Here is a 25,377-nt window from a genome sequence, read left to right as displayed (position 1 = left end):
TGCGGTCTACGAGGTCCTCACGGGGAGGAAGCATGACCGCGGACCCGACGGTCGTCGCAGCCACGGCCGGACCGCCTGAGCCCGAGCCGCGGCGCGCGCCGCTCGACTACGACCCGATCGCCACACGCACGCACCACCGGGTGACCGTGCTGTACGCGGTGGAGGCCAGCGAGGACGCGGTGGCCTCCGCATCGCACGGCTTGGGCTCGCCGGTCTGGTCGTCGCTGAAGTTCGACCGGCTGGAGGCTTCCTACCGGGCCAGCCAGCGACAGTTCCCCTTCGTCCTGGCCCGCAGTCGGGTCGAGTCGCTCGAGTTCGAGCACTTCGACGGGCTGGTCCAGCGCAACCGTTTCTGGCTGATCCGCCTGCCCAACAACCTCGTCGAGGTGGCCCTCACCGTCGAGGTCGAGTGCGATCCCGCGGCGCTCATCCTGCTGCTGGAGGACCTCCACCACCGCAGGGTGCGCATCGACGGGAAGTCGCTGTGGGAAGGCGTGCTCACGTACGCACCCGACGCCGTCGCCCCGGTGCTCGACGGCTTGGGGCTCGAGACGTACAACCTCGTCCACCTCGACGAGCGGCTGTGGGACCAGGTGCGCGGCAACGGCCGGGTCAACGTGCAGCTGGTCTCGAGCCTCATCTACCGCTTCGACGAGCCCTACGCCGCCTTCTCGGACCGCATCAAGCTGCCGCCCGAGTCGAATCGCGGCGCTGCGTTCGCGGCGACCGGTCCGTACGTCGGTGTGACGGTGCGGAACCAGGGCTACGTGGAGAACGCCGTCCTCACCTCGTGCATGTTGTTCGTCGGTGCGTTGATGACCCTGCGAGCCGTGCGAGAGCAGGCGTTCGCCGAACTCATGCGAGCGCGCCGGTTCCTCGCCCCTGAGCACGACTCGAGTCCCACTGCGACGCGACGCCAGCAGACCCTCCTCGCGGTGTCCGCTCAGGGGATGGCCCGCCTCCAGCTGGACCTCAGCGCCGGGGTCGAGGCCTTCCAGCGCGTCGCGTCCACCGTTCCGTCGCTGCGGGTGACCGACTTCCACGAGGACCTCTTCGAGAGCGCGTCCATCACCAACGAGGTGCAGACCGTCGGGGCCATCCTGGAGAGGCTGGGTTCGGCGCTGAGCGCTGAAGCGGCTCGCCGACATGCTGCTGAACGTCGGGCCGACGAGCGGAACCGCGTCGTCCGATCCGTGGCGTTCGGCGTCATCACCACGATCGCGCTGCCGCTGGGCATCGTCTTCGGGTTCTTCGGGATCAACGGTTCGGAGGTGCACAGCGACCGCTCCATCACGGACGTGCAGTTCTACTGGGTCTTCTACGTCGCGCTGGGGACCGTCATCGGGGCAGCGGTCGTCATCGCCGTGATCCTCCACCTCTGGTACCGCGTCGAACGCGCTCGCGAGCGGCGACACGTGCGCGAAGCGCTGTTGGGATGAGTGGCGATTCGCAGTCCGCAGGTGTCGCCCGCGCCGAGAGCCTCGCGCTCCGTGCGCTGGCCCAGGCGGAGCGGCCGGCCGAGGGGCTCCACCTCGTCCGGTGGGGGACCAACGCGGTCTTCCGGACCGCCGACACCGTCGTGCGCCTGGCCGACAGTGACTACGACACCGATCTCCTCCAGCAACAGGTCGACCTGGCGATCTGGCTGAGATCGCGGGCCTTCCCGACGGCGCGCCTGCTGCACCAGGGAGTCGTGGACGGTCAGCCGGTGACCGTGTGGGAGCGCATCGCCGAGGTGCGCGAGCCGACGATGGCGGACCTCGCCGAGCTCGCGCGCCGGTTCCACGACGTGACAGCCGACTACGACGGCTCCCTGCCCGAGTGGGAGCCGCTGGGTCGGCTCGGCGTGCGCATGGACCAGATGGAGCCGGACCGTGTCATCACCGAGCAGGCGCTGGCCCAGTTGCGAGAGGTCAAGGACCACCTCGTCAACCAGGTCCGCGACGTCGACTTCGTCTTGCCGCGGGGACCGATCCACGGAGACATCCACGAGGGGAACGTCCTGGTCGACTCTTCGGGCCCGCACCTCATCGACTTCGACCGGATCGCACGCGGACCCCGCGAGTGGGACCTCGTCGAGCCGCTGGCGGGAGTCGTGCTGTTCGGTCAGGACGACGCTGAATGGCTCACGTTCGCCCACCGTTACGGCTACGACCTCAGGGAATGGGGACCCTGGACCGAGCTGCTCAAGCTGCGCGCGATGTTCATGTTCAGCTGGCTGCTGACACTGCAACGGACGCCACAGGTCGAGGAGGAGGTGCGCACGCGCTTGGCGTACTTCCTCGAGCCGGAGGCGCCGCTGGCGCCTTGGTCTGCGATCTGACCTCCAGAGCTCGGCCGACGTGGGCGTGCGACGGAAGTCCCGCATGCTGCGGTGACGCGAGGTCACCGGCCACGCCGGCCCGGTGCCCGCACCGGCCGCGCACTCACCCCTCACCTCACCCCTGACACGCTGGGGCCATGGCCAACCGCCTCCGGGACGCGACCTCGCCGTACCTCCTCCAGCACGCCGACAACCCGGTCGACTGGTGGGAGTGGGGGCCGGAGGCGTTCGCTGAGGCTCGGCGGCGGGGGGTGCCGGTGCTGTTGAGCGTGGGGTACGCCGCGTGCCACTGGTGCCACGTGATGGCGCACGAGTCGTTCGAGGACGAGGCGACGGCGGCGTACCTCAACGAGCACTTCGTCTCGATCAAGGTCGACCGCGAGGAGCGGCCGGACGTGGACGCGGTCTACATGGACGCGACCACGTCGATGACCGGGCACGGCGGGTGGCCGATGACGTGCGTGCTGGACCACGAGGGCAGCCCGTTCTTCGCGGGCACCTACTTCCCGGACCGGCCGCGGATGGGGCAGCCGAGCTTCCGGCAGGTGCTCGAGGCGCTGTCCGACGCGTGGACCACGCGGCCCGAGGAGGTGCAGCAGGTGGCGGGGCGGCTGCGCGAGCACCTGGGGCGGGGGGTGGCGCTGGCCGCCGGGACGATCACGGCCGAGACGCTGGACGCGGCGGCCGCGCTGCTGGTCTCGGAGCACGACGCGGTGCGGGGTGGGTTCGGTGGCGCGCCGAAGTTCCCGCCGTCGATGGTCCTGGAGTGGCTGCGCCGCCGCGGCGAGGACCGCGCGCTGCCGCACACGCTGGAGGCGATGGCCCGGGGCGGCATCTACGACCAGCTGGCCGGCGGCTTCGCGCGCTACTCGGTCGACGACGCCTGGGTGGTGCCGCACTTCGAGAAGATGCTCTACGACAACGCCCAGCTGCTCGGGCTGTACGCGCGGTGGGGCGGTCCGCTCGGCACGCGCATCGCCGAGGAGACCGCGCAGTTCCTGGTCCGCGAGCTGCGGACGGCCGAGGGCGGGTTCGCCTCGGCGCTGGACGCCGACAGCGAGGGCGTGGAGGGCAGGTTCTACGTCTGGACGCCGGCCGAGCTGGCCGACGTGCTCGGCCCGGACGACGGCGCCTGGGCGGCGAGCGCGTTCGAGGTCACCGAGGGCGGCACCTTCGAGCACGGCTCGTCGGTCCTCCAGCGGCTGGTCGAGCCGGACGACCCCGAGCGCTTCGAGCGGGTCCGGGCCGCCCTGCTGGAGGCCCGTGCCGCGCGGGTCCGGCCGGCGCGCGACGACAAGGTGGTCGCGGCCTGGAACGGCCTGGCCATCGCCGGGCTGTGCGACGCGGCCCTCCACGACCGGCGCTGGGTCGCGCCGGCGGTCGAGGCGGGCGAGCTGCTCTGGGGCGTGCACGTGGTCGACGGGCGCCTGCGGCGGGTCTCGCGCGACGGCGTGGTCGGTACGCCGGCCGGCGTGCTCGAGGACCACGGGTGCGTGGCGTCGGGGTTCCTCGCGCTGCTCCAGGCGACGGGCGAGGCGGTCTGGCTGGAGCGCGCGCGGCACCTGCTGGACGACGCGCTGGAGCGGTTCCGGGCGCCGGACGGCGGCTTCTTCGACACCGCGGTCGACGCCGAGGCGCTCGTGGCCCGGCCCCGCGACCCGAGCGACAACGCCTCACCCTCGGGCTTGTCGTCCATCGTCCACGCGCTGGTCACGGCGCACGCGGTCACCGGCGAGGGCCGCTACCGCGACGCCGCCGAGGAGGCGCTGGCCACGGTGGCCACGCTGGCCGAGCGCGCGCCGCGCTTCGCCGGGTGGTCGCTGGCCGCCGCGCAGACCCTGGTCGACGGCGGCCCGCTCGAGGTGGCGGTGGTCGGACCGGCCGGCCCGGACCGCGACGCGCTCGAGGTCGCGGCGCGCGCCCTCCCCGGCGCCGTGGTGCTGGTCGCCGACGGCCCGCGGTCCGACGTGCCCCTCCTCGAGGGGCGCACGCCCGTGCAGGGGAGGGCCGCGGCCTACGTCTGCCGCGGGTTCGTCTGCGAGCGACCGGTCACCGAGCCCGAGGACATCGCCCGCTCCCGGCCCGCCTCGAGCTCGGCCACGAGGTCCACGCCGTAGCGGCCGACGTCGATCTGCAGGGTGTGGCGCGGGGCGGCGTCGTAAGCCGTTCACGAGCTGAACGGTTCGGTTCTGGAACGAAACGATTCCGGAACCATGCGGATGGCGCACGAATCGGCCTCGGTGAGGAAGTCCGCCGAGACCGACGGGTGCGCCGCGAGCGGCTCGCGGTCGGGCTCGGGCAACCCGTAGGGCTCATGGTCCCGGCGAGGGTCCGGATCGGCCCGCGGGAGGCGGCCAGCGCCTGCCCCTCGGCGTGGTCGTGCCGGGGTCGGTGGCTGCGGACGTCAGCTCCCGCCGGCGTCGCCCGGAGAGCTCGAACTGGTCGTAGGCGACGCCGTGGCCCCGGAGCCGCTTGGCCGTGGTGCTGCCCGAGCAGCCGGCGCCGATGACGCAGCCGGTGACCGGTGCGCTCACGGTAAGCAGGCGAAGGCGGTGCGGACGTAGGCGTCGGTCCGCGCCGAGGAGGTCATGTGGTCCTCCATCCGGTTCATGGCGTAGGCGAAGGTCGTGCGCCGGTCCAGGTCGTTGACCACGATCGAGCCGCCCCAGCCGGTCCACCAGCACACCCGGCCCTCGGGCACCGCGGGGGCGGCGCCGGGACTGGGCAGTGCGTAGCCGGTGCCCCACGTCAGCGGCACGGCCAGCACCTGGTCGAGCCCGTCGGCCTGGACCTCGAGGACCCGGTCGAGGGTGTGCTCGGACAGCAGCCGGACGCCGTCGACCGCGCCGCCGTGCGAGACCGCGCACTGGATCCGCGCGATCGAGCGCGCGTTGCCCAGCCCACCGACTCCGCCGAGCCCGGCGCCGCGGAACGCCGCGCCGTTGAAGTCGGGCTCGGACAGCAGCGGGTTGGTGATGGTGGCGATGAGGTGGTTGCCCTCCGGCAGGGCGGCCACGTCCAGCGAGGACGACGTGGGCGGCACCAGGTCGGCGACCCGGGCCAGCACGTCCGGGCCCGCGCCGAGGTGGAAGTCGGCGCCGAGCGGCTCGGCGAGGAGGGTGCGGAACTGCTCGGCCAGCGGGACGCCGGTCGCCGCACGCACCAGCCCGTCGAGCAGGTGGCCGTAGCTGATCATGTGGTAGCCCGACCCCTGCCCCGGCGGCCACCACGGCTGCTGCGCGGCCAGCGCCGCCTCCGCCCGCTCGAGGTCGAGCAGGGCCGGCACGTCGAGGGGCTCGCTCCACCCGGCGTACCCGGACGTGTGCGCGAGCAGGTGGCGCACCAGCACGTCGGGGCTGGAGAACTCCGGCCAGTACGACGCGACCGGGGCGTCGAGGTCGAGGTCGCCGCGGTCGACCAGCAGCAGCGTGGTCAGCGCGGCCATCGTCTTGCTCACCGACCACACCATGACCAGGGTGTCCTCGACCCACGGGACACCGGGTCGGGCCTCGCCGCCCCAGAGGTCGACGACCAGCTCGCCGTCGTGCACCACCGCCACCGAGGCGCCGAGATCGGTGCCGTCGGCGAGGTGGGCGGCGAGCAGCTCGCGCAGCGGCTCGAAGGCGTCCTGACAGCTCCCGGAGACGGTCACGGAGCCCAGACTAGGAACACGTTCCACGCGCCGCCACCGACCCGGCGGGGCCCCTCGACACCCGGAGTAGGTTCGGTCCATGGCGGGTGAGCGGGCCGACAGCTACGACTACGTGATCGTCGGGGCGGGCAGCGCCGGGGCGGTGCTGGCCGCCCGACTCTCCGAGGACCCGGGCCGCTCGGTGCTGCTGCTCGAGGCCGGCGGCGAGTGCGACGTCGACGAGGTCCACATCCCGGCGGCGTTCGCGTCGCTGTTCAAGACGCGGTGGGACTGGAACTACACGACCACCGAGCAGAAGCAGCTGCACGGGCGCGCGGCGTACTGGCCGCGGATGAAGGCCCTGGGCGGCTGCTCGTCGATGAACGCGATGATCTACATCCGCGGCAACCGGCTCGACTACGACACCTGGCGCGACCAGTACGGCGCGACCGGGTGGGGCTTCGAGGACGTGCTGCCCTACTTCACCAGGGCCGAGCACAACGCCCGGCTGGGCGGGCCACTGCACGGCCAGGACGGGCCGCTGTGGGTGGAGGACCGCGTCTACACCCACGAGCTGAGCTCGGCCTTCGTGGACAGCGCGGTCTCGGCTGGGCTCAAGCCGACCGACGACTTCAACGGCGTGAGCCAGGAGGGCGCGGGGCAGTACCAGGTCACGTGCAAGGGCGGGCGGCGCTGGTCGACCGACGAGGGCTACCTCAAGCCGGCGCGGTCACGGAGCAACCTCACCGTCGCGACCGGGGCCTTCGCCACCGCGCTGGTGCTGGACGGCGACCGGGCCACCGGCGTGACCTTCCGGCAGGGCGCAGGCACGCACACCGTCTCCGCGCGCCGCGAGGTCCTGCTCTGCGGCGGCGCCGTCAACAGCCCGCAGCTGCTGATGCTCTCCGGCATCGGCCCGGCCGCGCACCTGCGCGACGTCGGGGTCGAGTCCCGCGTCGACCTGGCCGGGGTCGGCGCCAACCTCCAGGACCACCCCGCGGTGCCGTTGATCTGGCACACCCACGGCGTCACCGACCTGGCCCAGCTCAACAACCTGCGCAACTTCGTGCGCTGGAAGGCGCGGGGCACCGGCCCGCTGGCCTCCAACATCGGCGAGGCCGGCGCGTTCTTCGCCTCCCGCGACGGCCTGGCCGCGCCCGACCTGCAGATCCACATGGCTCCGGCCGGCTTCTACGACAACGGCCTGCACGAGCCCCACCACGCCATGGTCACCGCCGCGCCGACGCTGGTCTCGGTCGCCTCGCGCGGCACCCTGCGGCTGCGCTCGGCCGACCCGTCGTGGCAGCCCGCCATCGACGCGGCGTACTTCGACGACCAGGCCGATCTCGACGCCATGCTGGCCGGGCTGCGGCGCACCTTCGAGATCTGCACCCAGGGCGCGCTGGCGGCGTACGTCGGGAAGCCGTGGCAGCTGCCCGAGTCGCCGTCCGACGAGGACCTGGTCGAGCACGCCCGGACGTGGGCGCAGACGCTCTACCACCCGACCTCGACGTGTGCGATGGGCTCCGGCGAGGACGCGGTCGTCTCGCCGACGCTCGAGGTGCGCGGCGTCGCGGGGCTGCGTGTCGTGGACGCCTCGGTGATGCCGGCCGTCGTGCGCGGCAACACCAACGCCCCGACCATCATGATCGCCGAGAAGGCGGCCGACCTGATCAAGGAGAGCGCGTGACCACCACCGAGGCCCCGGCCACCACCTTCGAGTCGCTCGACCCGCGCACCGGCGACGTCGTCGGCACCCACCCGGTGCACACCGCCGAGGAGGTGCACGCCACCGTCGAGCGCGCCCGGACCGAGGCGGCCTGGTGGGGCGCGCTGGGCTTCGACGAGCGCGAGCGGCACCTGCAGACCTGGAAGGGCGCGATGACCCGCCGGGTCGCGCAGCTGGCCGACCTGATGCACCAGGAGACCGGCAAGCCGCACGGCGACGCCATGCTCGAGTGCGCGCTGGCCATCGACCACCTCGCGTGGGCGGCCTCGCACGCCGAGAAGGTGCTCAAGCGGCGCAAGGTCCCCAGCGGGCTGCTGATGGCCAACCAGGCGGCGTACCTCGAGTACCAGCCGCTCGGCGTCGTCGGCGTGATCGGCCCGTGGAACTACCCGGTCTTCACCCCGATGGGCTCGATCGGCTACGCGCTGGCGGCCGGGAACGCCGTGGTCTTCAAGCCGTCGGAGTACACCCCCGGCGTGGCCGAGTGGCTGGCCCGGACCTTCCTGGAGTCGGTCGGACGGCCGGTCCTCTCGGTCGTCACCGGCTTCGGCGAGACCGGCGCGGCCCTGTGCGCCGCCGGCGTGGACAAGGTCGCGTTCACCGGCTCCACCGCCACCGGCAAGAAGGTGATGGCCGCCTGCGCCGCCACCCTCACCCCGGTGGTCATCGAGGCCGGCGGCAAGGACGCGCTGCTCGTCGACGAGGACGCCGACGTGGCGGCCGCGGCCGACGCCGCCCTGTGGGGTGCGGCCGCCAACGCCGGGCAGACCTGCACCGGCGTGGAGCGGGTCTACGTGCACGAGCGCGTCTACGACACGTTCCTCGACGAGCTGACCCGCGCCGCCTCGCGACTCGAGGCCCACGACGGCGACGACAGCCCCATCGGGCCGATCACCATGCCCAAGCAGCTCGACGTCATCCGCCGCCACATCACCGACGCCCTGGCCCGCGGCGGCCGGGCCCTGGTCGGCGGCGCCGACGCCGTGGGGGAGCGGTTCGTGCAGCCGACGGTCCTGGTCGACGTCCCGGAGGAGTCCGAGGCCGTGCAGGAGGAGACCTTCGGGCCCACCGTCACCGTCCGCAAGGTCGCGGACATGGACGAGGCCGTCCGGCTCGCCAACTCCACCCGCTACGGCCTCGGCTCGACCGTGTTCTCCAAGGCGCGCGGCATGGAGCTGGCCTCACGCATCCGCTCCGGCATGACCGCGGTCAACGGCGTCATCACCTTCGCCGCGGTCCCCTCGCTGCCGTTCGGCGGGGTCGGCGACTCCGGCTTCGGCCGCATCCACGGCGCCGACGGGCTCAAGGAGTTCACCTTCGCCAAGGCCATCGCCCGGCAGCGGTTCAAGCCGCTGCTCGCGCTCACGACGTTCAACCGGACGGCCCAGGCCGACCAGCAGCTCGCCTCGCTGCTCACCGTCCTGCACGGGCGCGGGACGACGATCGGCAAGCCCTAGGGCGTGTGGGTCAGCGCAGGGCGTACGTCGCCAGGCTGACGCCGACGTAGTGGCTGGCGAAGGCGGCGACGGTGAAGGAGTGGAAGACCTCGTGGAAGCCGAACCAGCGCGGTGAGGGGTCGGGGCGCTTGAGGCCGTAGACCACGCCGCCCAGCGTGTAGAGCGCGCCGCCGGTGAGGATCAGCACGAAGACCGCGATGCCCACGCCGAGGCCGAGCGCCGTGGCGCCCTCGAAGAAGGCCGGGATGAAGAAGATCGCGGCCCAGCCGAGCGCGATGTAGATGGGGACGTAGAGCCAGCGCGGGGCGTCGGTCCAGAAGATCCGGAACAGCACGCCGAGCACGGCGCCGGTCCACACCGTGGTCAGCAGGGCGACCTCGGCCGTGCCGTGGAGCAGCAGCAGGCTGAACGGCGTGTAGGAGCCGGCGATGAGCAGGAAGATGTTGGAGTGGTCGAAGCGGCGCAGGAACGCCCAGACCCGCGGTGACCAGGTCCCGGTGTGGTAGATCGCCGAGACGGTGAACAGCACCAGCGCGGACAGCGTGAAGACCGCCGAGCCGATCTTGGTGGTGGTGGTCGGCGACAGCGCGATCAGCACGATCCCGCCGGCCAGGGTCAGGGGTGCGGTGGACAGGTGCAGCCACCCGCGCAGCTTGGGCTTGAGCTCTCGGAGGTCGTCCCTCAGCTCCTCGATGCCCGCGCGGACGGCGTCGGAGACCGGGTTGCTCATGTCCGTGAAGGTACCGGTCTTCCCTGAGGGTCGGATGAAGGTGCGGCGAAGGTGCGCGGCCCGTGCGGGGAACGTCACGCCCGATCGTCGTTACCATCGGAGAGTGGTGGACTGGAAGCGTGGCCTGCGGCGGGTCGTCTACCCCGCCTACGAGGCCCGCGTCCTGCGCCGGATGCCGGACAGCCTGCCCAAGCACGTCGGCGTGATGCTCGACGGCAACCGCCGCTGGGCCCGCTCGGTGGGCCGCGACACCGCCCACGGCCACCAGGCCGGCGCCGACAACATCGAGCCGCTCCTCGGCTGGTGCGACGAGGTCGGCATCGAGGTCGTCACCCTCTGGCTGCTGTCCACCGACAACCTCAACCGGCCCTCCGACGAGCTGGCCTCGCTCATGGACATCATCGAGGCCACGGTGGAGTCGCTGGCCGAGCGGCGCCGCTGGCGGCTGCACCCGGTCGGCGCCCTGGACCTGCTGCCGTCCTCGACCGCCGAGAAGCTCAAGGCCGCCGAGGAGGCCACCCGCGACGTGGACGGGATGCTCGTCAACGTCGCCGTCGGGTACGGCGGGCGCCGCGAGATCGCCGACGCCGTCCGCTCCCTGCTCAGCGAGCACGCCAGCCGCGGCACCTCGCTGGAGGAGCTGGCCCAGATCATCGACGTCGAGCACATCGCCGAGCACCTCTACACCAAGGGTCAGCCCGACCCGGACCTGGTGATCCGCACCTCCGGTGAGCAGCGGCTCGGCGGCTTCCTGCTGTGGCAGAGCGCCAAGAGCGAGTTCTACTTCTGCGAGGCCTACTGGCCCGACTTCCGGCGCGTGGACTTCCTGCGCGCCATCCGCGCGTACGCCCTGCGCGAGCGGCGCTACGGGGCGTAGCCGCCCGACGTCTGGACGTCACACGCTCTTCACCTCGCGGCCGGGCGTGTCGCACCGGACGGACCCGTCGCCCGGCGTACGTTCTGGGCCATCGGCGGGTGGGGAAGCCCGCCGTATCGGGAGGCCCGAACCTTGGCGCTAGCGAAGATCCACACCACGACCGGCCGCGCGCCGGCGGTGGGTGGGGGCCGGCACTCCGGCCTTCGGGCTCCCTCCCGGTCCGACAGCAGCAGCTGAGTCCAGGACCGGGGCGAGGAGTGCGCGCGCCGGTCAGCGAGGGGTGACCGTGCCGATCAAGGCCAGCTCGTCCAGCCAGGCTCCCGCTCCGACGGGTGTCCGCACCTACGTCCTCGACACCAGCGTCCTGCTGGCCGACCCCGGGGCGCTGCGGCGCTTCGAGGAGCACGAGGTCGTCCTCCCGGTGGTCGTGATCACCGAGCTCGAGGGCAAGCGGCACCACCCGGAGCTGGGGTACTTCGCCCGTACGGCGCTCCGCGTACTCGACGAGCTCCGCATCACCCACGGCCGCCTCGACGAGCCGGTGCCGGTGGGGGAGCACGGCGGCACCATCCGCGTCGAGCTCAACCACACCGACGCCGACACGCTGCCCTCGGGCTTCCGGCTCGGCGACAACGACACCCGGATCCTCGCGGTGGCCCACAACCTGGCCGCCGAGGGCTACCAGGTGACCCTGGTCAGCAAGGACCTGCCGCTGCGCATCAAGGCCTCGGCGGTGGGTCTGGACGCCGAGGAGTACCGCGGCGAGACCATCAGCGAGTCCGACCCCGGCTATTCCGGGATGGCCGAGCTGGAGGTGGCGGCCGGCGACCTCGACGAGCTGTACGACGACGGCACCCTCGACCTCGAGGCAGCCCGCGACCTGCCGTGCCACTCCGGGCTGGTGCTGCTCTCCGAGCGGGGTACGGCGCTGGGCCGCGTGGGCGCGGACAAGCAGGTCCACCTGGTGCGCGGCGACCGGGACGCCTTCGGCATCCACGGCCGCTCCGCCGAGCAGCGGATCGCCCTCGAGCTGCTCCTCGACCCTGAGGTCGGGATCGTCTCCCTGGGTGGCCGGGCCGGCACCGGCAAGTCCGCGCTGGCGCTGTGCGCCGGCCTCGAGGCGACCCTGGAGCGCAACGAGCACAAGAAGGTCGTGGTCTTCCGGCCACTGTTCGCGGTCGGCGGCCAGGAGCTCGGCTACCTGCCCGGCTCCGAGGCCGAGAAGATGGGCCCCTGGGGCCAGGCGGTCTTCGACACCCTCGGCGCCGTCACCTCGCGCGAGGTGATCGAGGAGATCCTGGCCCGCGGGATGCTCGAGGTGCTGCCGCTCACCCACATCCGCGGCCGCTCGCTGCACGATTCCTACGTCATCGTCGACGAGGCCCAGTCGCTGGAGCGCAACGTCCTGCTCACCGTGCTGTCGCGGATCGGGGCCAACTCCAAGGTCGTGCTCACCCACGACGTCGCCCAGCGCGACAACCTGCGGGTGGGCCGGCACGACGGCGTCGTCGCGGTGGTGGAGAAGCTCAAGGGCCACCCGCTCTTCGCGCACGTCACGCTCACCCGCTCCGAGCGGAGCCCGATCGCGGCCCTGGTCACCGAGATGCTGGAGAACGTCACACTCTGAGCCTGCTGGCCACCGCCGGCCCGGCGGGGCGGTCCAGTTTCACCGGCTGGCCGGTGAATCTTGCCACCTCGCGGGGCCGGTGTGGCCGCTGTGACTGATGAGTCATCCGTTCGCCCAGGCTTGGCGTCGTTCGGTTTGCAACCACCTGGCGCGTCAGGCAAGGTAGCCAGGATTCCCGAGCGCCCTCGTCACCCGTGGAAGGTCCCTACTCGATCGTGTCGTCGTCCAAGCCGCAGGCCGGTAAGCACCGTGCCGCGAAGCCCCACCGCGCACCGAGGGTCGCGTCCCGGGCCGCGCTGAAGACCTCGCTGACCCTGTCGTCGATGGCGGTCGCGGGCACGGTCATCGCCGTGGGCAGCGGCGCGCTGTCCCTCGGCGCGGACGGCGGCACCGACGGCCCGGCCTCCTCCGCCCAGGTCGCCGACGCGCTCGCCCCGGTCACCCCGGTGACCGCGGCCGCCGACGCCAAGGCCGAGACCGCTTCCGAGCCGAGCGACGACACCGCGACCAGCGACCCGGACGCCGCCGACGCCAGCGCCGCGAAGGTGCTGGCCGACCGCACCCAGGTCGTCACCCGCTCCGACAGCCGCGCCGCGGCCGACCCGCTCAAGAAGGACGCGCTGTCCCTGGGCGCCGGCAACACGATGGCCCGCACCGAGGACCTCTCCGACGAGGACCCGCGCGACATCGCCCGCGCCCTGCTCGCGTCGTACGGCTGGGACGAGAGCCAGTTCGGCTGCCTCGACTCGCTGTGGACGCGCGAGTCCGGCTGGAACGTCTACGCCGACAACCCGAGTTCCAGCGCCTACGGCATCCCGCAGGCGCTGCCCGGCTCCAAGATGTCCAGCGAGGGCGACGACTGGGCCACCAACCCCGTCACCCAGATCCGCTGGGGCCTCGGCTACATCCAGGACCGCTACGGCTCGCCGTGCGGCGCCTGGGGCCACAGTCAGGCCCAGGGCTTCTACTGAGCCGACTCGCCGGGGTGCCGTAGCCTCCGCCTGGATGACCTTCGACGACCTGGCTGCCGGGCTGAACGAGTTCTTCGTCGAGCGGCTGCGCGAGGAGGTCACGGCGCATCCAGGCGAGAGCGCACAGGCGATGCTCACGCGGCTCGAATCGGCGCACCAGCCGGCGCCGCCCGTGAGCACCGACGTGTGCCGGCGCTGCAGGAGGTCCGTCCTGGTGAACGATGAATTCGTGACTCACCTGTCCGCGGACGGCGGTACCAATCGCGGCTGCCTGGCCGCTTCGTTCACGCCCGGAGCGGGATGGACGACTCCCTCCCGCGCAGCTGGAAAGCGTCCGTCCAGTCAGCGGTGATCGTGCGCCGATGCTCAAGCGGCGGTGAAGACCGTCACGTGGCCGGCGTACTCCCGGGGCCAGCCGTCCTGCGGCGGGTCCCAGGAGACGTCCTCGCCGGAGGAGTCGAGGTAGGCCAGCGCGGTGTCCCGGTCAGGGAACACCGCGCTGGTCTCCACGTCGGCGCGCGTGACGGTGGCGAAGTGCCGGCGCAGCGCCGCCTCGCCGTTCTCGCGGCTGAAGCGGGTGCGCACGGCCTTGCCGCCGGCCGCGCGGCGCAGGTCGGCGACGTGCTCGTCGCCGTTGGTGACGGCGATGAACGTGCCGCCGGGGCGGAGCACGCGGCGGACCTCGGCGAGGCCGCGGTCCAGGTCCGGGATGTGGTAGAGCATCCACAGCGCCAGCACCACGTCGTACGCCGCGTCGGGCGCGAGCAGGTGCTCGACGTCCTGGACCTGGGCGGTCAGGCCGCGCTCGCGCTGGAGCTCGACCATGCGGTGGGACTGGTCGGTGGTGAGCAGGGCCAGCCCGGGGTGCTCGGCGGCCAGCCGCTCGGCGAAGGCGCCGGTGCCGGCGCCGATCTCGAGGACGTCGGGCATGCCGCCGCGGGTGGGCAGTGCGGCGCGGACCGCGTCGAGGACCAGGTCGGCGGGGTCGACCCCGGACGGGCCGGCCCGCCAGACCGACTCGCGGGTCCGGAGCCGGTCCTCGGTGGCGTACTGCGCCCGGACGTGCTCGGGATCGTTCACGGGTGGGTCATGGACTCGACGTCGAGCGCCTCGTCCAGCTGCTCCTCGGTGACCTCGCCGCGCTCGACGTAGCCGAGCCTGATGACGGTCTCGCGGATGGTGGCGCCGTCCGCCAGGGCCTGCTTGGCCACCTTGGCGGCGGCCTCGTAGCCGATGTGCTTGTTGAGCGGGGTGACCACCGAGGGCGAGGACTCGGCGTAGGCGCGCATCCGCTCGGCGTTGGCCGTGATGCCGTCGACGCAGCGGGCGGCCAGGACGCGGGAGGCCGCGGCCAGGAGGCGGACCGACTCGAGGACGTTGCGGGCCATGACCGGCATTGCCACGTTGAGCTCGAAGGCGCCCGAGGCCCCGGCGAAGGTCACCGCGGCGTCGTTGCCGACGACCTGCGCGCAGACCATGAGCGTGGCCTCGGGCAGGACCGGGTTGACCTTGCCGGGCATGATGCTCGAGCCCGGCTGGAGGTCGGGGAGGTGGATCTCGGCCAGGCCGGTCGTCGGGCCCGAGGACATCCAGCGCAGGTCGTTGCAGATCTTGGTCAGGCCGACCGCGTAGGTCTTGAGCGCGCCGCTCAGCTCGACCAGCGAGTCGCGGGTGCCCTGCGCCTCGAAGTGGTTGCGGGCCTCGGTGAAGGTCGTGCCGGTCGACTCCGACAGCGCGGCGATGACCTGCTCGGGGAAGCCGGCCGGGGTGTTGATGCCGGTGCCGACCGCGGTGCCGCCCAGGGGCAGCTCGCGCACGCGGGGGAGCACGGCGTCGAGCCGCTCGGCGGCGTAGCGCACGGTGGCGGCGTACCCGCTGAACTCCTGGCCCAGCATCACCGGCGTGGCGTCCATGAGGTGGGTGCGGCCGCTCTTGACCAGGCCGGCGAACTCCTCGGCCTTGGCCTCGAGCGAGGTGGCGAGCACGTCGAGCGCGGGGACCAGGTCGGAGGTCACCGCGAGCGAGGCGGCCACGTGGATCGCGGTGGGGAAGGTGTCGTTGGAGGACTGCGAGGCGTTGACGTGGTCGTTGGGGTGCACGTCGGTGCCGGCGCGGGAGGCGAGCGAGGCGATGACCTCGTTGGCGTTCATGTTGGAGCTGGTGCCGGACCCGGTCTGGAAGACGTCGATCGGGAACGCCGCGTCGTGCTGACCGACGGCCACCTCGCGGGCCGCGGTCTCGATGGCCTCGGCGTGCGCCGGGTCGAGGACGCCGAGCGCCCCGTTGACCTGCGCCGCGGCCGCCTTGACCTCGCCGATGGCGTGGATGAGGGCGGGCTCGATCGGCGTACCGCTGATGGGGAAGTTCTCCACGGCGCGCTGGGTCTGCGCCCGCCAGAGCGCCTCGCGGGGCACCTGGACGTCACCCATCGAGTCGTGCTCGATCCGGAAATCACCTTGCTCGTCGACCATGCTCCGAACCTAGCCTGAGCCGTGCCCGATCCTCTCGCCGACCTCTGGCCCCCGTTCGGCCTCCGCGTCACCTGCGGTCCGCTCGTGCTGCGGCCCGTGCGCGACACCGACTTCCCCGACGTCTTCGCGGTGCTGCACCGCGGCGTGCACGACCCGGACCGGATGCCGTTCTACGTCCCCTGGACCCGGCCGTCCGGGGCGGAGCTGGAGCGGCGGTTCCTGCAGTACCACTGGGGCAACCGGGCCGCCCTCGCCCCCGACGCCTGGCAGCTCGACCTCGGCGTGTGGCACTCCGGTCGGTTCGTGGGGATGCAGGGCGTCACCACCTCGCACTTCCCGGTCACGAGGACCGGGGAGACCGGGTCCTGGCTGGGTCGTGAGTTCCACGGTCAGGGCATCGGCACGCTCATGCGCCAGGCCGTCTGCGTGCTGTGCCTGGACCACCTCGGCTTCGACGAGGTGACCTCGGCGGCGTTCAGCGACAACCCCTCCTCGCTCGCCGTGAGCCGCAAGGTCGGCTACCGGCCCAACGGCGAGCAGCGGCTGGCCCGCGAGGGCGTCCTCGCGACCAACGTCCAGCTGGTGCTGCGGCCCGAGGACCTGGTCCGGCCGCCGTGCGACGTCGAGGTCGTCGGCGCCGAGGCGTTCCTCGAGCTGGTTCAGGCGCGGGCGACGTAGAGCCAGTACTCCTCCTCGCGCTCCTGCAGCGTGACGTCGTGCCGCTGCGCCTCGACCGCGCCGAACACCTCGCCCAGCGCCGCCTCGAGCTCGGGCGACGGCGCCGCCGACCACACCACCAGCGCACCGCCCGGCCGCAGCACCCGCCGCGCGTGGGTCAGCGCCGGCGCCTCGTAGAGCGCCGCGTTGGTCGCGTGCACCAGGTAGCCCGGCCCGTTGTCCACGTCGAGCAGCACCAGGTCGTACGTCGCGTCGCGGCCCTCCTGGAGCGCCACGGCCACGTCCGCCTCGACCACCGTCACCCGCTCGTCGGCCAGCAGCGCCGGCCCGTGCGGCACCTGCCCCGTCCGCATCCAGTCGACGATCGCCGGCTCGATCTCGACCACCGCCACCTTCTCCACGCGCGAGTCGGCGAGCACCTCGTGCATGGTGAACCCCAGCCCCAGCCCGCCGACCACGACGGCCCGCGGGTCCTCGACCAGCGCGAGCGCGGTCTGCGCCATCGCCCGCTCGGTGCTCACCTCGAGGGTGTCCATCACGAACACGCCGTTGGCCCGCAGCTCCAGCGCCGACGGCCCGCCGTCCACCGGCCGGCGCTCGCGCAGCACCAGCTCGCCGCGCTCGCTCTCCGCGCGCGCCACCTCGACGTACTCCACCTCGGGCTCCACGCCGCCCATCCTCACGCTCGTCGCCACGCTCACGTGTGGCGGTGCCCCGTCCGGGCACCGGACAGCCATGACCGGATCAGACGAGGGCGGCCAGGTGTCGGAGACCCAGGACCTGAGCAAGGACGACGGCACGACGCCCATCGCCGACGACCAGGCGGTGGCGGGCTACCCCGAGAGCGAGTCCGGGGAGCCCGACGAGGGGCCGGCCGGACCGAACGCGAACACCAACGCCGGCGACAGCACCGGCGAGCCGGTCCACGACTGACCCCGGCGGCCCCGACGAGCGCCCTCAGTCGAACAGCTCGCTGAGCCAGCTCTCCTTGCGCTTGCGCTGGTGCGGCTGCTGGTAGCCCTGCTGGTAGCCCGGCTGGTGGCCCTGTTGGTAGGGCTGCTGGTACCCCTGCTGCTGCGGGTGGGCCGGCGGCAGCGGCGGTGCTGCGGCCGCCGGTGGCTGGAGCAGTGAGCGCTCGATGATCTTGTCGAGCTCGCCGCGGTCGAGCCAGACGCCGCGACAGGTCGGGCAGTAGTCGATCTCGATGCCGCTGCGCTCGCTCATGACGAGGGTGGCCTGGTCGGTGGGGCACTGCATGCCCGGACAACGACCGGGGGCGGGTGCGGGGTTCCGTGTCGGGCCGGTCAGCCGACGACGCTCACCGACAGCGACGAGTCCGCGCACCCGGCGGCGACGTCCTCGAGCGCGGCCTTCTCGGCGGCGTCCTGCTCGAGGCCCCAGCGGATCTTGGCGACGACCCAGTCCTTGACGTAGCGGCAGTCGTTGATGGGCGGCAGCCACTCGGCGACGTCCTGGTCGCGCTTGCTCCGGTTGAGCGAGGCGGTGACGCCGACGAGGGTGTGGCTGTCGCCGAGGTCGTTGGCGTAGGCCTCCCGCCGCGAGGCGCTCCACGCCGAGGCGCCGGAGTCCCAGGCCTCGGCCAGGGGCACGACGTGGTCGATGTCCAGGTCGCCGGCCGCGGTCGCCGAGACGCCGTCGTAGTAGGAGTACCAGCGCCCGCCCGACAGCGAGCAGCCCGAGCCGACGCTCGGTGCGTCCTCGGCCTCGGCGAGGAGGACCTCGGCGCGGGTGTCGCACCCGTCGCCGTCGGCGTCGACCCACAGCCGGAACGCGTCGCGGCTGTAGCCGGTGCGGCCCTCGCCGGCGACCGGGATGTGGTCGATGGCCTGGGTGAGGGTGCCGCTCCACTGGCTGTCCGCGCGGGCGGCGCCGGCGGTGGCGAGCTGGAGCGACAGAGCGACGGCGAGGACGGCGAGGACGGTGGCCAGGGCCGAGGCGGCCCGTCCGAGGAGGCGCATGGCCCACACGGTCCATCGTCGTGGTACCCGCGGGGAACGCCCGGACACCCGGAACGTTCCGTCCTCTGGCCCCGCGCCCGGCCGGAACTAGGCTGGCCGCATGGCGGGCGAGCTGACACCGGGCGCGGCACCGGGCGCGGGTGACCCGACGCGGCTGCGCATCTCCGACGCGGAGCGGCACCAGGTCGCCGAGCTGCTCCGCGAGGCCGCCGGCGAGGGCCGGCTCGACCTCGACGAGCTCGACCAGCGGCTCGAGGCGACGTACGCCGCGCGGACCTACGCCGACCTCGTCCCGATCACCCTCGACCTCCCGAGCCATCCGCAGCACCTGCGCCCGGCGGCCCCGCCGACCACGGCTCCCGCGACCCCGCGGGCGGTGTCGGCCGACGTCGTGCCCGGCCCGGAGCGCGAGAGCCACTTCGCGATCATGAGCGGCCTGAGCCGCAAGGGCCTGTGGGTGGTCCCGCGGCACCTGACGATCCTGGCCCTCATGGGCGGCGCGGAGCTCGACCTGCGGCGCGCGAAGTTCGCCGCGGACGAGGTCACCATCACCATCAACGCGTTCATGGGTGGCGCCCAGGTCATCGTGGGGCCGCACACCCGCGTGCGGATGGAGGGCACCGGCATCATGGGCGGCTACTCCGGCCCGTCCGGCCTGGTCGAGGGCCACCTCGACGAGACCTCGCCGGTCGTGCGCATCAAGGGCGTGGCCATCTGGGGCGGCGTGAGCGTGGAGCGCAAGCACCTCTAGGCGCCGTACCGTACGGCCGTGGCCACGGGACCCCGCAGCGACAGCCCCGCACCCGACGAGCGGACCGTCCACACCTCGCGCCTGCGCGAGGCGGACCCGCAGGCGTTCCCGGAGCTCTCCGAGGCGGCTTGGGCGCTGCTGCGCGAGGCCGGTGAGGTCCTGGAGCCGGCCGCCGGTGAGGTCCTGTTCGAGGCGGGCGACCCCTACGACGTGTACGTCGTGCTGGCCGGCTCCGTGCACCTGGTCGACCGCCGCGACGACCGGGTCGTGTTCGTGGTCGAGCCCGGGGACTTCGTGGGCGAGCTCGGGTCGCTCATGGGCCAGGCCGCGTTCCTGCCGGGCCTGGCCGCCGCGGGCACGCGGCTGCTCCGGGTGCCGGTGCCGGCGCTGCGCCGGCTGGTGGAGATCTCCGGTGAGCTGAGCGACGTGCTGCTCGCGGCGTTCGACGCCCGGCGCGGGCTGCTGACGCGCACCGGCGAGGGCGGCATGGTCCTGGCCGGCGACGCCGGCGACCCGGACCTGCACCGCATCCAGGACTTCGCCGAGCGCAACCAGCTGCCGTACCGCACCGTGCTCCGCGCGGACCCGGACGCCTGGGCCGAGCTCGCGCGGACCAGCGCGCTGCCGGCGAGCGGCACGGCCGTCGTCACCGGCGACCGCCGGGTGCTGACCGCGCCGTCCACGCGCGACCTGGCCACCGCGCTCGGCATCGACCTCTGGGGCCTGGGCGAGCAGGCCCGCTGCGACCTGCTCGTCGTCGGTGCCGGTCCGGCCGGTCTCGCCGCGGCCGTGTACGGCGCCTCGGAGGGCCTCGACGTCGTGGTCGTCGAGGACGTCGCCATCGGCGGGCAGGCGGGCCGCTCGTCGCGCATCGAGAACTACCTCGGGTCCTACCGAGGCGTCTCCGGGAGCGAGCTGGCCCGCGCCGGGATGCTCCAGGCGGTGAAGTTCGGAGCCCGGCTGGTCTCGCCGCGCTCGGTCACCTCGCTCGCCGCGGGCGACGGCGGCTTCCGGGTCCGGCTGGACGACGAGGTCGACCTCCACGCCGGGTCGGTCGTGGTCGCGAGCGGCGTGCGCTACCGCCGCCTCGACCTGCCCGGCGTGGCCGACCTGGAGGGCCGCGGCGTGCACTACGCCGCGAGCCAGCTCGAGGCGCCGCTGGTCGCCGGCCGCTCCGCCGTCGTCGTGGGCGGCGCGAACTCGGCCGGCCAGGCCGCCCTCTTCCTCGCGCGGTACGCCGGGCACGTGCACGTGCTGATCCGCCGGGCCGACCTCACCGAGACGATGTCGAACTACCTGACCCAGCGGCTGCTCCACCACGAGCGCGTCACCGTGCACCCCCGCACCGAGCTCACCGCCGTCCACGGCGCCGACCGGCTCGACGCCGTGACGTGGCGCGACGAGCGCGGGGAGGAGACGCGCACCGACGTCGCCGCGGTGTTCGTGATGATCGGCGCGCAGCCCGGCACCGCCTGGCTGGCGGGCTCGGGCGTGGAGCTGGACGAGAAGGGCTTCGTGGTGACCCACGACGGCTTCGCGACCTCGCTTCCCGGGCTGTTCGCGGTCGGCGACGTGCGCTCCGGCTCGGTCAAGCGCGTGGCCTCGGCGGTGGGAGAGGGCTCGGTGGTCGTCTCGGCCGTGCACGCCCACCTCACGGCCACCCGGGCCGCCGAGACGACGGGCGAGACGACAGGTGAGACGACAGGTGACCGGGATCACTCGGCTGGGTAACGAGGCACCAGTCGTCACGCGGTGCGGGCTGGACAGACGAGCCCAGAGGGACTAGACGTGACGTACGACACTCGATCCGGGAGGGCATATGGGTGGGCCAGATGCACGGCGAGCGGAGGGATCGAGGCGCGGGCGGGTCCGACGCGCGTGGGCCTCGGGGCTGGTGGCGGCCTTGGCCGCGACCGCGCTGAGCGCCTGCGGCAGCGACGACGGACCGCCCACGCTGAACTGGTACGTCAACCCCGACGGGGTCGACACCCTGACGGCGCTGGCGAAGTCCTGCAGCACCGACCAGTACAAGATCGCGATCCAGCTGCTGCCCTCGGGCGCGACCGACCAGCGCACCCAGCTGGCCCGGCGCCTGGCGGCCAAGGACTCCTCGACCGACCTGATGAGCCTCGACCCGGTCTTCGTCGCGGAGTTCGCCAACGCCAACTGGCTCGAGCAGCTGCCCGACGACGTGGCGGCCAAGGCCACCGACGACGACGTGCTCTCGGGCGCGGCCGAGACGGTCACCTGGGACGACGGGGTCTACGCGTTCCCGCAGTGGGCCAACACCCAGGTGCTGTGGTACCGCAAGTCGCTCGCGGAGGCCGCCGGGCTCGACATGAGCCAGCCGGTCACCTGGGACCAGGTCATCGACGCCGCCGCCGACAACGGCGGGACGGTCGGGGTGCAGGCCAACAAGTACGAGGCGTACGTCGTGTGGATCAACGCCCTCATCCAGGGCGCGGGCGGCGACATCATCTCCGACAACGAGGCCGGCAAGGACGCCAAAATCGACATCGACTCCGACGCGGGCAAGGACGCCGCAGCGGTGATCCAGAAGCTGGCCGACTCCAAGGCCGCGCAGCCCGACCTCACCACGTCCAACGAGGGCACCAGCCTGGGCCAGATGTACGCCGGCGCGGGCGAGTTCATGACCAACTGGACCTTCGTCTACCAGAACTACAAGGGCCTGGTGGACAGCGGCGACATCACCCAGGACGACTTCAGCGACCTGGGGTGGGCGCGCTACCCCGCGACGGTCGAGGGCGAGGACTCCCGCCCGCCGATCGGTGGCATCGACATCGGCGTCGGGGCCTACTCCAAGCACCCCGACTACGCGCTCGAGGCCGCGGCGTGCGTGACCTCCTCCGAGGCGCAGGTGGACCTCGCGGTCAACGAGGGGCTGATGCCGTCACGCACGTCGGCGTACCAGGACCCGAAGCTCACCGAGGCCTACCCGGCCGACCTGCTCCAGCTGTTCAGCCAGAGCGTCGAGGACGGCGGGCCGCGGCCCAAGAGCGCCTACTACGCGACCATCTCGGCGGCGGTGCAGAGCGTGTGGCACTCGCCGACCTCGGTCAACCCGGACACCACCCCTGAGAAGTCGGCGAAGTTCCTCCGGGACGTCCTCGACGGGAAGGCACTGCTGTGACGACCCTCGCAGAAGCACCTCAGCGCCGCCAGGAGCGCGAGGTCCACGTCAGCGACCGGGCCAAGGCCGAGACCCGGCTCGGTCAGCGGCTGGTGGCGCCGGCCATCATCCTGATGCTGGTGGTCACCGCGTTCCCGATGCTGCGGGCGCTCTACCTCTCGCTGTTCAACTACTCGCTGACCGCGCCCGAGGACCGCGACTTCGTCGGGCTCAGCAACTACCTCACCGCCCTGACCGACCCGCTGTTCTGGAAGACGACCGGGGTGACCGTGCTCTACATGGTCGTCACGGTCAGCATCGAGCTGGTCATCGGCTTCGCCTTCGCGATGGTGATGCACCGCGTGATCTTCGCCCGCGGGGTGATCCGGACCTCGATCCTGATCCCCTACGGCATCATCACCGTGGTCTCCGGCTTCGCCTGGCAGTTCGCGTTCAGCTTCCAGAACGGCTTCATCAACAACTGGCTGCCGTTCATCGACTCCGACTTCAACTGGTTCGGCCAGACGACGCCGGCGGTGATCGCGATCTGCGTCTCGGAGATCTGGAAGACCACGCCGTTCATGTCCCTGCTGCTGCTGGCCGGGCTGGCGCAGGTCTCGGAGGACATGATCGAGGCGGCCAAGGTCGACGGCGCCACGTGGTGGCAACGGCTGTGGCGGGTGATCCTGCCGAACATGCGCGCGGCGATCATGGTCGCGGTCCTGTTCCGGGCGCTCGACGCCTACCGGATCTTCGACAACATCTTCGTGATGACCGCCGGGGCGGTGAACACCGAGTCGATCTCGTTCCTGACCTACCGGCAGACCATCGAGCAGTTCCAGCTCGGCATCGGCTCGGCGCTGTCGGTGCTGCTGTTCCTCTCGGTCCTGGTGATCGCGGGGCTCATCGTCAAGGTGTTCAGAGTCGATCTCGCTGCGGCGAGGCAGGAGGGCTGACGTGCGCAAGGTTGGAACAGCCCTCGGCTGCCTGCTGATCCTGCTGTGGTGCCTGCTGCCCGTGGCGTGGATCGTCTCGCTCTCCTTCAAGTCCCAGACGGCCATCACCAACGGCAGTCCCGGGTTCCTGCCCGCCTCCGGCGACAGCGCCGGGTGGCAGAACTACAAGGACGTGCTCGACAACGAGCAGTTCCGCCGCGCGATCTTCAACTCGATCGGGATCAGCCTGATCGCGACCGCGCTGTCGGTGATCATCGCGACCCTGGCGGCGTACGCCATCGCGCGGCTGGAGTTCAAGGGCAAGAAGTTCGTGCTCACCACCGCGCTGGTCATCGCCATGTTCCCGGTGGTCTCGCTGGTCGGGCCGCTGTTCGACATGTGGCGGGCCTTCGGCCTGTACGACACCTGGCCGGGCCTGATCATCCCCTACATGTCGTTCACGCTGCCGCTGGCGATCTGGACCCTGTCGGCGTTCTTCCGGGAGATCCCGTGGGAGATGGAGCAGGCGGCCCAGGTCGACGGCGCGACGTCGTGGCAGGCCTTCCGCAAGGTCATCGTCCCGCTGGCCGCGCCCGGGGTCTTCACCGCGGCGATCCTGACGTTCTTCTTCGCGTGGAACGACTTCGTCTTCGGGATCTCGCTGACCTCGACCGAGCGGGCCCGCCCGATCCCGGCGGCCCTGTCGTTCTTCGTCGGCGCCGACCCGTTCAACCGGCCGGCCTCGCTGCTGGCGGCAGGAGCGGTCGTCTCGACGATCCCGATCATCATCATCGTCCTCATTTTTCCAGCGCAAGATCGTCGCCGGCCTCACCTCCGGCGCAGTGAAGGGTTGAGTCGTGGCTTCCATCGAGATGAAGAACATCGTCAAGAAGTACGGTGACGGCTTCCCGGCCGTGAACGACGTGAGCATCAACGTCGCCGACGGGGAGTTCGTGATCCTCGTCGGGCCCTCGGGCTGCGGGAAGTCGACGCTGCTGCGGATGATCGTCGGGCTCGAGGACATCACCGACGGCGAGATGATCATCGGCGGCAAGGTCGTCAACGACCTCGCTCCCCGCGAGCGCAACCTGGCCATGGTGTTCCAGAACTACGCGCTCTACCCCCACCTGAGCGTCTACGAGAACATCGCCTTCCCGCTCCGGCTGGCCAACGTCGACGACAAGACCGTCGACCAGAAGGTCCGCGAGGCCTCGAAGACGCTCGAGCTCGACGAGCACCTCGAGCGCAAGCCCGGCAACCTCTCGGGTGGCCAGCGCCAGCGCGTGGCCATGGGTCGCGCCATCGTGCGTGACGCCGACGCCTTCCTCTTCGACGAGCCGCTGTCCAACCTGGACGCCAAGCTCCGCGGCCAGATGCGCAGCGAGATCGCGCGGCTGCAGAAGAAGCTCGGCATCACCACGGTCTACGTCACCCACGACCAGACCGAGGCCATGACGCTGGGCGACCGCGTCGCCGTGCTCAAGCGCGGCCTGCTCCAGCAGCTGGCCACGCCGCGGCAGCTCTACACCAACCCGGCCAACCTGTTCGTGGCCGGCTTCATCGGCTCGCCGCCGATGAACTTCCTGCCCGCCACCGTCGAGGGCACGACCGTGCAGCTGCCGTTCGGCTCGGTCGAGATCCCGGCGGCCAAGGCCGAGGCCGCCGCCGGCAAGGGGCTGCTCATCGCCGGCATCCGACCCGAGGCGTTCGAGGACGCCTCGGTCGCCGACCAGTCCGGTGGCGGCTCGACGTTCCGGGCGACCGTCGACGTGGTCGAGTGGCTGGGCAACGAGGCCTACGCCTACATCCCCTTCGAGGCGCCGCCCGAGGTCCGCAAGCAGCTCGAGGAGCTCGAGCGCGACCTCGACGGCGAGACGCTGCGCACCCAGCTGGTCGTCGGCCTGTCCGGTGCGACCCGCATCGCCGCCGGCGACGACGCCGAGATCTGGGTCGACACCTCGCAGATGCACCTGTTCGACCCGTCCACCGGCGAGAACCTCACGATGGACGCCGAGAACGCCGGCGACATCCCCGGTCGCGCCGACCGGCAGGCCGTCACCGCCTGAGCCGAACCGGGGGCTCCGGCCC

General features: G+C 72.2%; 24 protein-coding genes. 17 read left to right on the top strand and 7 right to left on the bottom strand.

Translation table 11 applies throughout. From position 1 onward, the window contains the following. Window positions 1–32 precede the first annotated feature (32 nt). The 3 genes from G5V58_RS17440 (at window position 33) to G5V58_RS17430 (ending at window position 4,440) form a co-directional block, all read left to right on the top strand. Complete coding sequence (locus tag G5V58_RS17440) at window positions 33–1,439, top strand: hypothetical protein (RefSeq protein WP_165235525.1); 1,407 nt, start codon at window positions 33–35, stop codon at window positions 1,437–1,439. Then, entirely contained in the window at window positions 1,436–2,323 is an 888-nt protein-coding gene (locus G5V58_RS17435) for a phosphotransferase enzyme family protein (protein WP_165235523.1), read from the top strand. Before G5V58_RS17440 ends, G5V58_RS17435 begins: the two co-directional genes overlap by 4 nt. 137 nt (window positions 2,324–2,460) lie before the next feature. Then, entirely contained in the window at window positions 2,461–4,440 is a 1,980-nt protein-coding gene (locus tag G5V58_RS17430; protein WP_165235521.1) for a thioredoxin domain-containing protein, read from the top strand. A 413-nt stretch (window positions 4,441–4,853) separates the two neighbouring features. Here the strand turns inward: G5V58_RS17430 and G5V58_RS17425 are convergent, their stop codons facing one another. Beyond that, window positions 4,854–5,975: a serine hydrolase domain-containing protein gene (locus tag G5V58_RS17425; RefSeq protein ID WP_230486710.1), complete on the bottom strand. Its 1,122-nt coding sequence runs from the start codon at window positions 5,973–5,975 to the stop codon at window positions 4,854–4,856. Between the two features lie 79 nt (window positions 5,976–6,054). Here G5V58_RS17425 and G5V58_RS17420 point away from each other — a divergent pair, with 79 nt between their 5' ends. Together G5V58_RS17420 and G5V58_RS17415 are read left to right on the top strand one after the other, a co-directional pair. Beyond that, window positions 6,055–7,644 carry a GMC family oxidoreductase gene (locus tag G5V58_RS17420; protein ID WP_165235516.1) on the top strand — a complete coding sequence of 530 codons (1,590 nt, stop codon included), beginning with the start codon at window positions 6,055–6,057 and terminating at the stop codon, window positions 7,642–7,644. Further along, a complete protein-coding gene (locus G5V58_RS17415) occupies window positions 7,641–9,140 on the top strand; it encodes an aldehyde dehydrogenase family protein (RefSeq protein ID WP_165235513.1) in 1,500 nt (499 codons plus the stop codon). The genes G5V58_RS17420 and G5V58_RS17415 overlap by 4 nt, the downstream gene beginning before the upstream one ends. Window positions 9,141–9,150: 10 nt before the next feature. Here G5V58_RS17415 and trhA read toward each other — a convergent pair whose 3' ends face one another. Further along, complete coding sequence (gene trhA / locus G5V58_RS17410; protein ID WP_165235510.1) at window positions 9,151–9,870, bottom strand: PAQR family membrane homeostasis protein TrhA; 720 nt, start codon at window positions 9,868–9,870, stop codon at window positions 9,151–9,153. A 103-nt stretch (window positions 9,871–9,973) separates the two neighbouring features. On the opposite strand from trhA, the gene G5V58_RS17405 reads away from it, so the two are divergent. The 4 genes from G5V58_RS17405 (at window position 9,974) to G5V58_RS17390 (ending at window position 13,697) form a co-directional block, all read left to right on the top strand. After that, a complete protein-coding gene (locus G5V58_RS17405) occupies window positions 9,974–10,747 on the top strand; it encodes an isoprenyl transferase (RefSeq protein WP_230486709.1) in 774 nt (257 codons plus the stop codon). Between the two features lie 280 nt (window positions 10,748–11,027). Then, the gene (locus tag G5V58_RS17400) at window positions 11,028–12,374 is read left to right on the top strand and encodes a PhoH family protein (protein ID WP_407939633.1); all 1,347 of its coding nucleotides are present in this window, start codon (window positions 11,028–11,030) and stop codon (window positions 12,372–12,374) included. 323 nt (window positions 12,375–12,697) lie between these two features. Beyond that, the gene (locus G5V58_RS17395; protein WP_165235502.1) at window positions 12,698–13,345 is read left to right on the top strand and encodes an aggregation-promoting factor C-terminal-like domain-containing protein; all 648 of its coding nucleotides are present in this window, start codon (window positions 12,698–12,700) and stop codon (window positions 13,343–13,345) included. A 34-nt stretch (window positions 13,346–13,379) separates the two neighbouring features. Beyond that, window positions 13,380–13,697, top strand: coding sequence for a hypothetical protein (locus G5V58_RS17390; RefSeq protein ID WP_165235499.1), 318 nt, complete (start codon window positions 13,380–13,382; stop codon window positions 13,695–13,697). A 14-nt stretch (window positions 13,698–13,711) separates the two neighbouring features. Here G5V58_RS17390 and G5V58_RS17385 read toward each other — a convergent pair whose 3' ends face one another. Beyond that, window positions 13,712–14,425, bottom strand: a complete 714-nt coding sequence (locus tag G5V58_RS17385; RefSeq protein ID WP_230486708.1) for a class I SAM-dependent methyltransferase — start codon at window positions 14,423–14,425, stop codon at window positions 13,712–13,714. Next, window positions 14,422–15,816, bottom strand: a complete 1,395-nt coding sequence (locus tag G5V58_RS17380; protein WP_165235496.1) for a class II fumarate hydratase — start codon at window positions 15,814–15,816, stop codon at window positions 14,422–14,424. Before G5V58_RS17380 ends, G5V58_RS17385 begins: the two co-directional genes overlap by 4 nt. Window positions 15,817–15,837: 21 nt before the next feature. Between G5V58_RS17380 and G5V58_RS17375 the strand changes: the two genes are divergently transcribed. Beyond that, the gene (locus G5V58_RS17375) at window positions 15,838–16,494 is read left to right on the top strand and encodes a GNAT family N-acetyltransferase (protein WP_165235493.1); all 657 of its coding nucleotides are present in this window, start codon (window positions 15,838–15,840) and stop codon (window positions 16,492–16,494) included. On the opposite strand, the gene G5V58_RS17370 is transcribed toward G5V58_RS17375, so the two are convergent. Then, window positions 16,476–17,162: a spermidine synthase gene (locus tag G5V58_RS17370; RefSeq protein WP_230486707.1), complete on the bottom strand. Its 687-nt coding sequence runs from the start codon at window positions 17,160–17,162 to the stop codon at window positions 16,476–16,478. The two genes, G5V58_RS17375 and G5V58_RS17370, sit on opposite strands and share 19 nt — an antisense overlap. A 67-nt stretch (window positions 17,163–17,229) precedes the next feature. On the opposite strand from G5V58_RS17370, the gene G5V58_RS17365 reads away from it, so the two are divergent. Further along, entirely contained in the window at window positions 17,230–17,427 is a 198-nt protein-coding gene (locus tag G5V58_RS17365) for a hypothetical protein (RefSeq protein WP_165235487.1), read from the top strand. A gap of 24 nt (window positions 17,428–17,451) precedes the next feature. Here G5V58_RS17365 and G5V58_RS17360 read toward each other — a convergent pair whose 3' ends face one another. Then, window positions 17,452–17,718 (bottom strand): TFIIB-type zinc ribbon-containing protein, encoded by a 267-nt coding sequence (locus G5V58_RS17360; protein ID WP_230486706.1) that lies wholly within the window; start codon window positions 17,716–17,718, stop codon window positions 17,452–17,454. Between the two features lie 80 nt (window positions 17,719–17,798). Further along, a complete protein-coding gene (locus tag G5V58_RS17355; protein ID WP_165235481.1) occupies window positions 17,799–18,473 on the bottom strand; it encodes an HNH endonuclease family protein in 675 nt (224 codons plus the stop codon). 100 nt (window positions 18,474–18,573) lie between these two features. Between G5V58_RS17355 and G5V58_RS17350 the strand changes: the two genes are divergently transcribed. The 6 genes from G5V58_RS17350 to G5V58_RS17325 all read left to right on the top strand — a co-directional run bounded on the left by G5V58_RS17350 (window position 18,574) and on the right by G5V58_RS17325 (window position 25,355). Further along, window positions 18,574–19,224 carry a DUF1707 SHOCT-like domain-containing protein gene (locus G5V58_RS17350; protein WP_165235478.1) on the top strand — a complete coding sequence of 217 codons (651 nt, stop codon included), beginning with the start codon at window positions 18,574–18,576 and terminating at the stop codon, window positions 19,222–19,224. 18 nt (window positions 19,225–19,242) lie between these two features. Further along, entirely contained in the window at window positions 19,243–20,955 is a 1,713-nt protein-coding gene (locus tag G5V58_RS17345; RefSeq protein WP_165235475.1) for an FAD-dependent oxidoreductase, read from the top strand. Window positions 20,956–21,127: 172 nt separating this feature from the next. Beyond that, on the top strand, window positions 21,128–22,375 hold the full coding sequence (locus tag G5V58_RS17340; protein ID WP_165235472.1) for an extracellular solute-binding protein: 1,248 nt from the start codon (window positions 21,128–21,130) through the stop codon (window positions 22,373–22,375). Beyond that, window positions 22,372–23,310 carry a carbohydrate ABC transporter permease gene (locus G5V58_RS17335; RefSeq protein WP_165235469.1) on the top strand — a complete coding sequence of 313 codons (939 nt, stop codon included), beginning with the start codon at window positions 22,372–22,374 and terminating at the stop codon, window positions 23,308–23,310. The genes G5V58_RS17340 and G5V58_RS17335 overlap by 4 nt, the downstream gene beginning before the upstream one ends. A 1-nt stretch (window position 23,311) precedes the next feature. Continuing rightward, complete coding sequence (locus tag G5V58_RS17330; RefSeq protein ID WP_329957530.1) at window positions 23,312–24,190, top strand: carbohydrate ABC transporter permease; 879 nt, start codon at window positions 23,312–23,314, stop codon at window positions 24,188–24,190. Next, complete coding sequence (locus G5V58_RS17325; protein ID WP_196240523.1) at window positions 24,147–25,355, top strand: ABC transporter ATP-binding protein; 1,209 nt, start codon at window positions 24,147–24,149, stop codon at window positions 25,353–25,355. Before G5V58_RS17330 ends, G5V58_RS17325 begins: the two co-directional genes overlap by 44 nt. Window positions 25,356–25,377 lie beyond the last annotated feature (22 nt).

The sequence above is a fragment of the Nocardioides anomalus genome (assembly GCF_011046535.1).
Taxonomy (GTDB): Bacteria; Actinomycetota; Actinomycetes; order Propionibacteriales; family Nocardioidaceae; genus Nocardioides; species Nocardioides anomalus.
The sequence above is the reverse complement of the archived record's forward strand: the minus strand, read 5'-3'. Positions and strand labels throughout refer to the sequence as shown.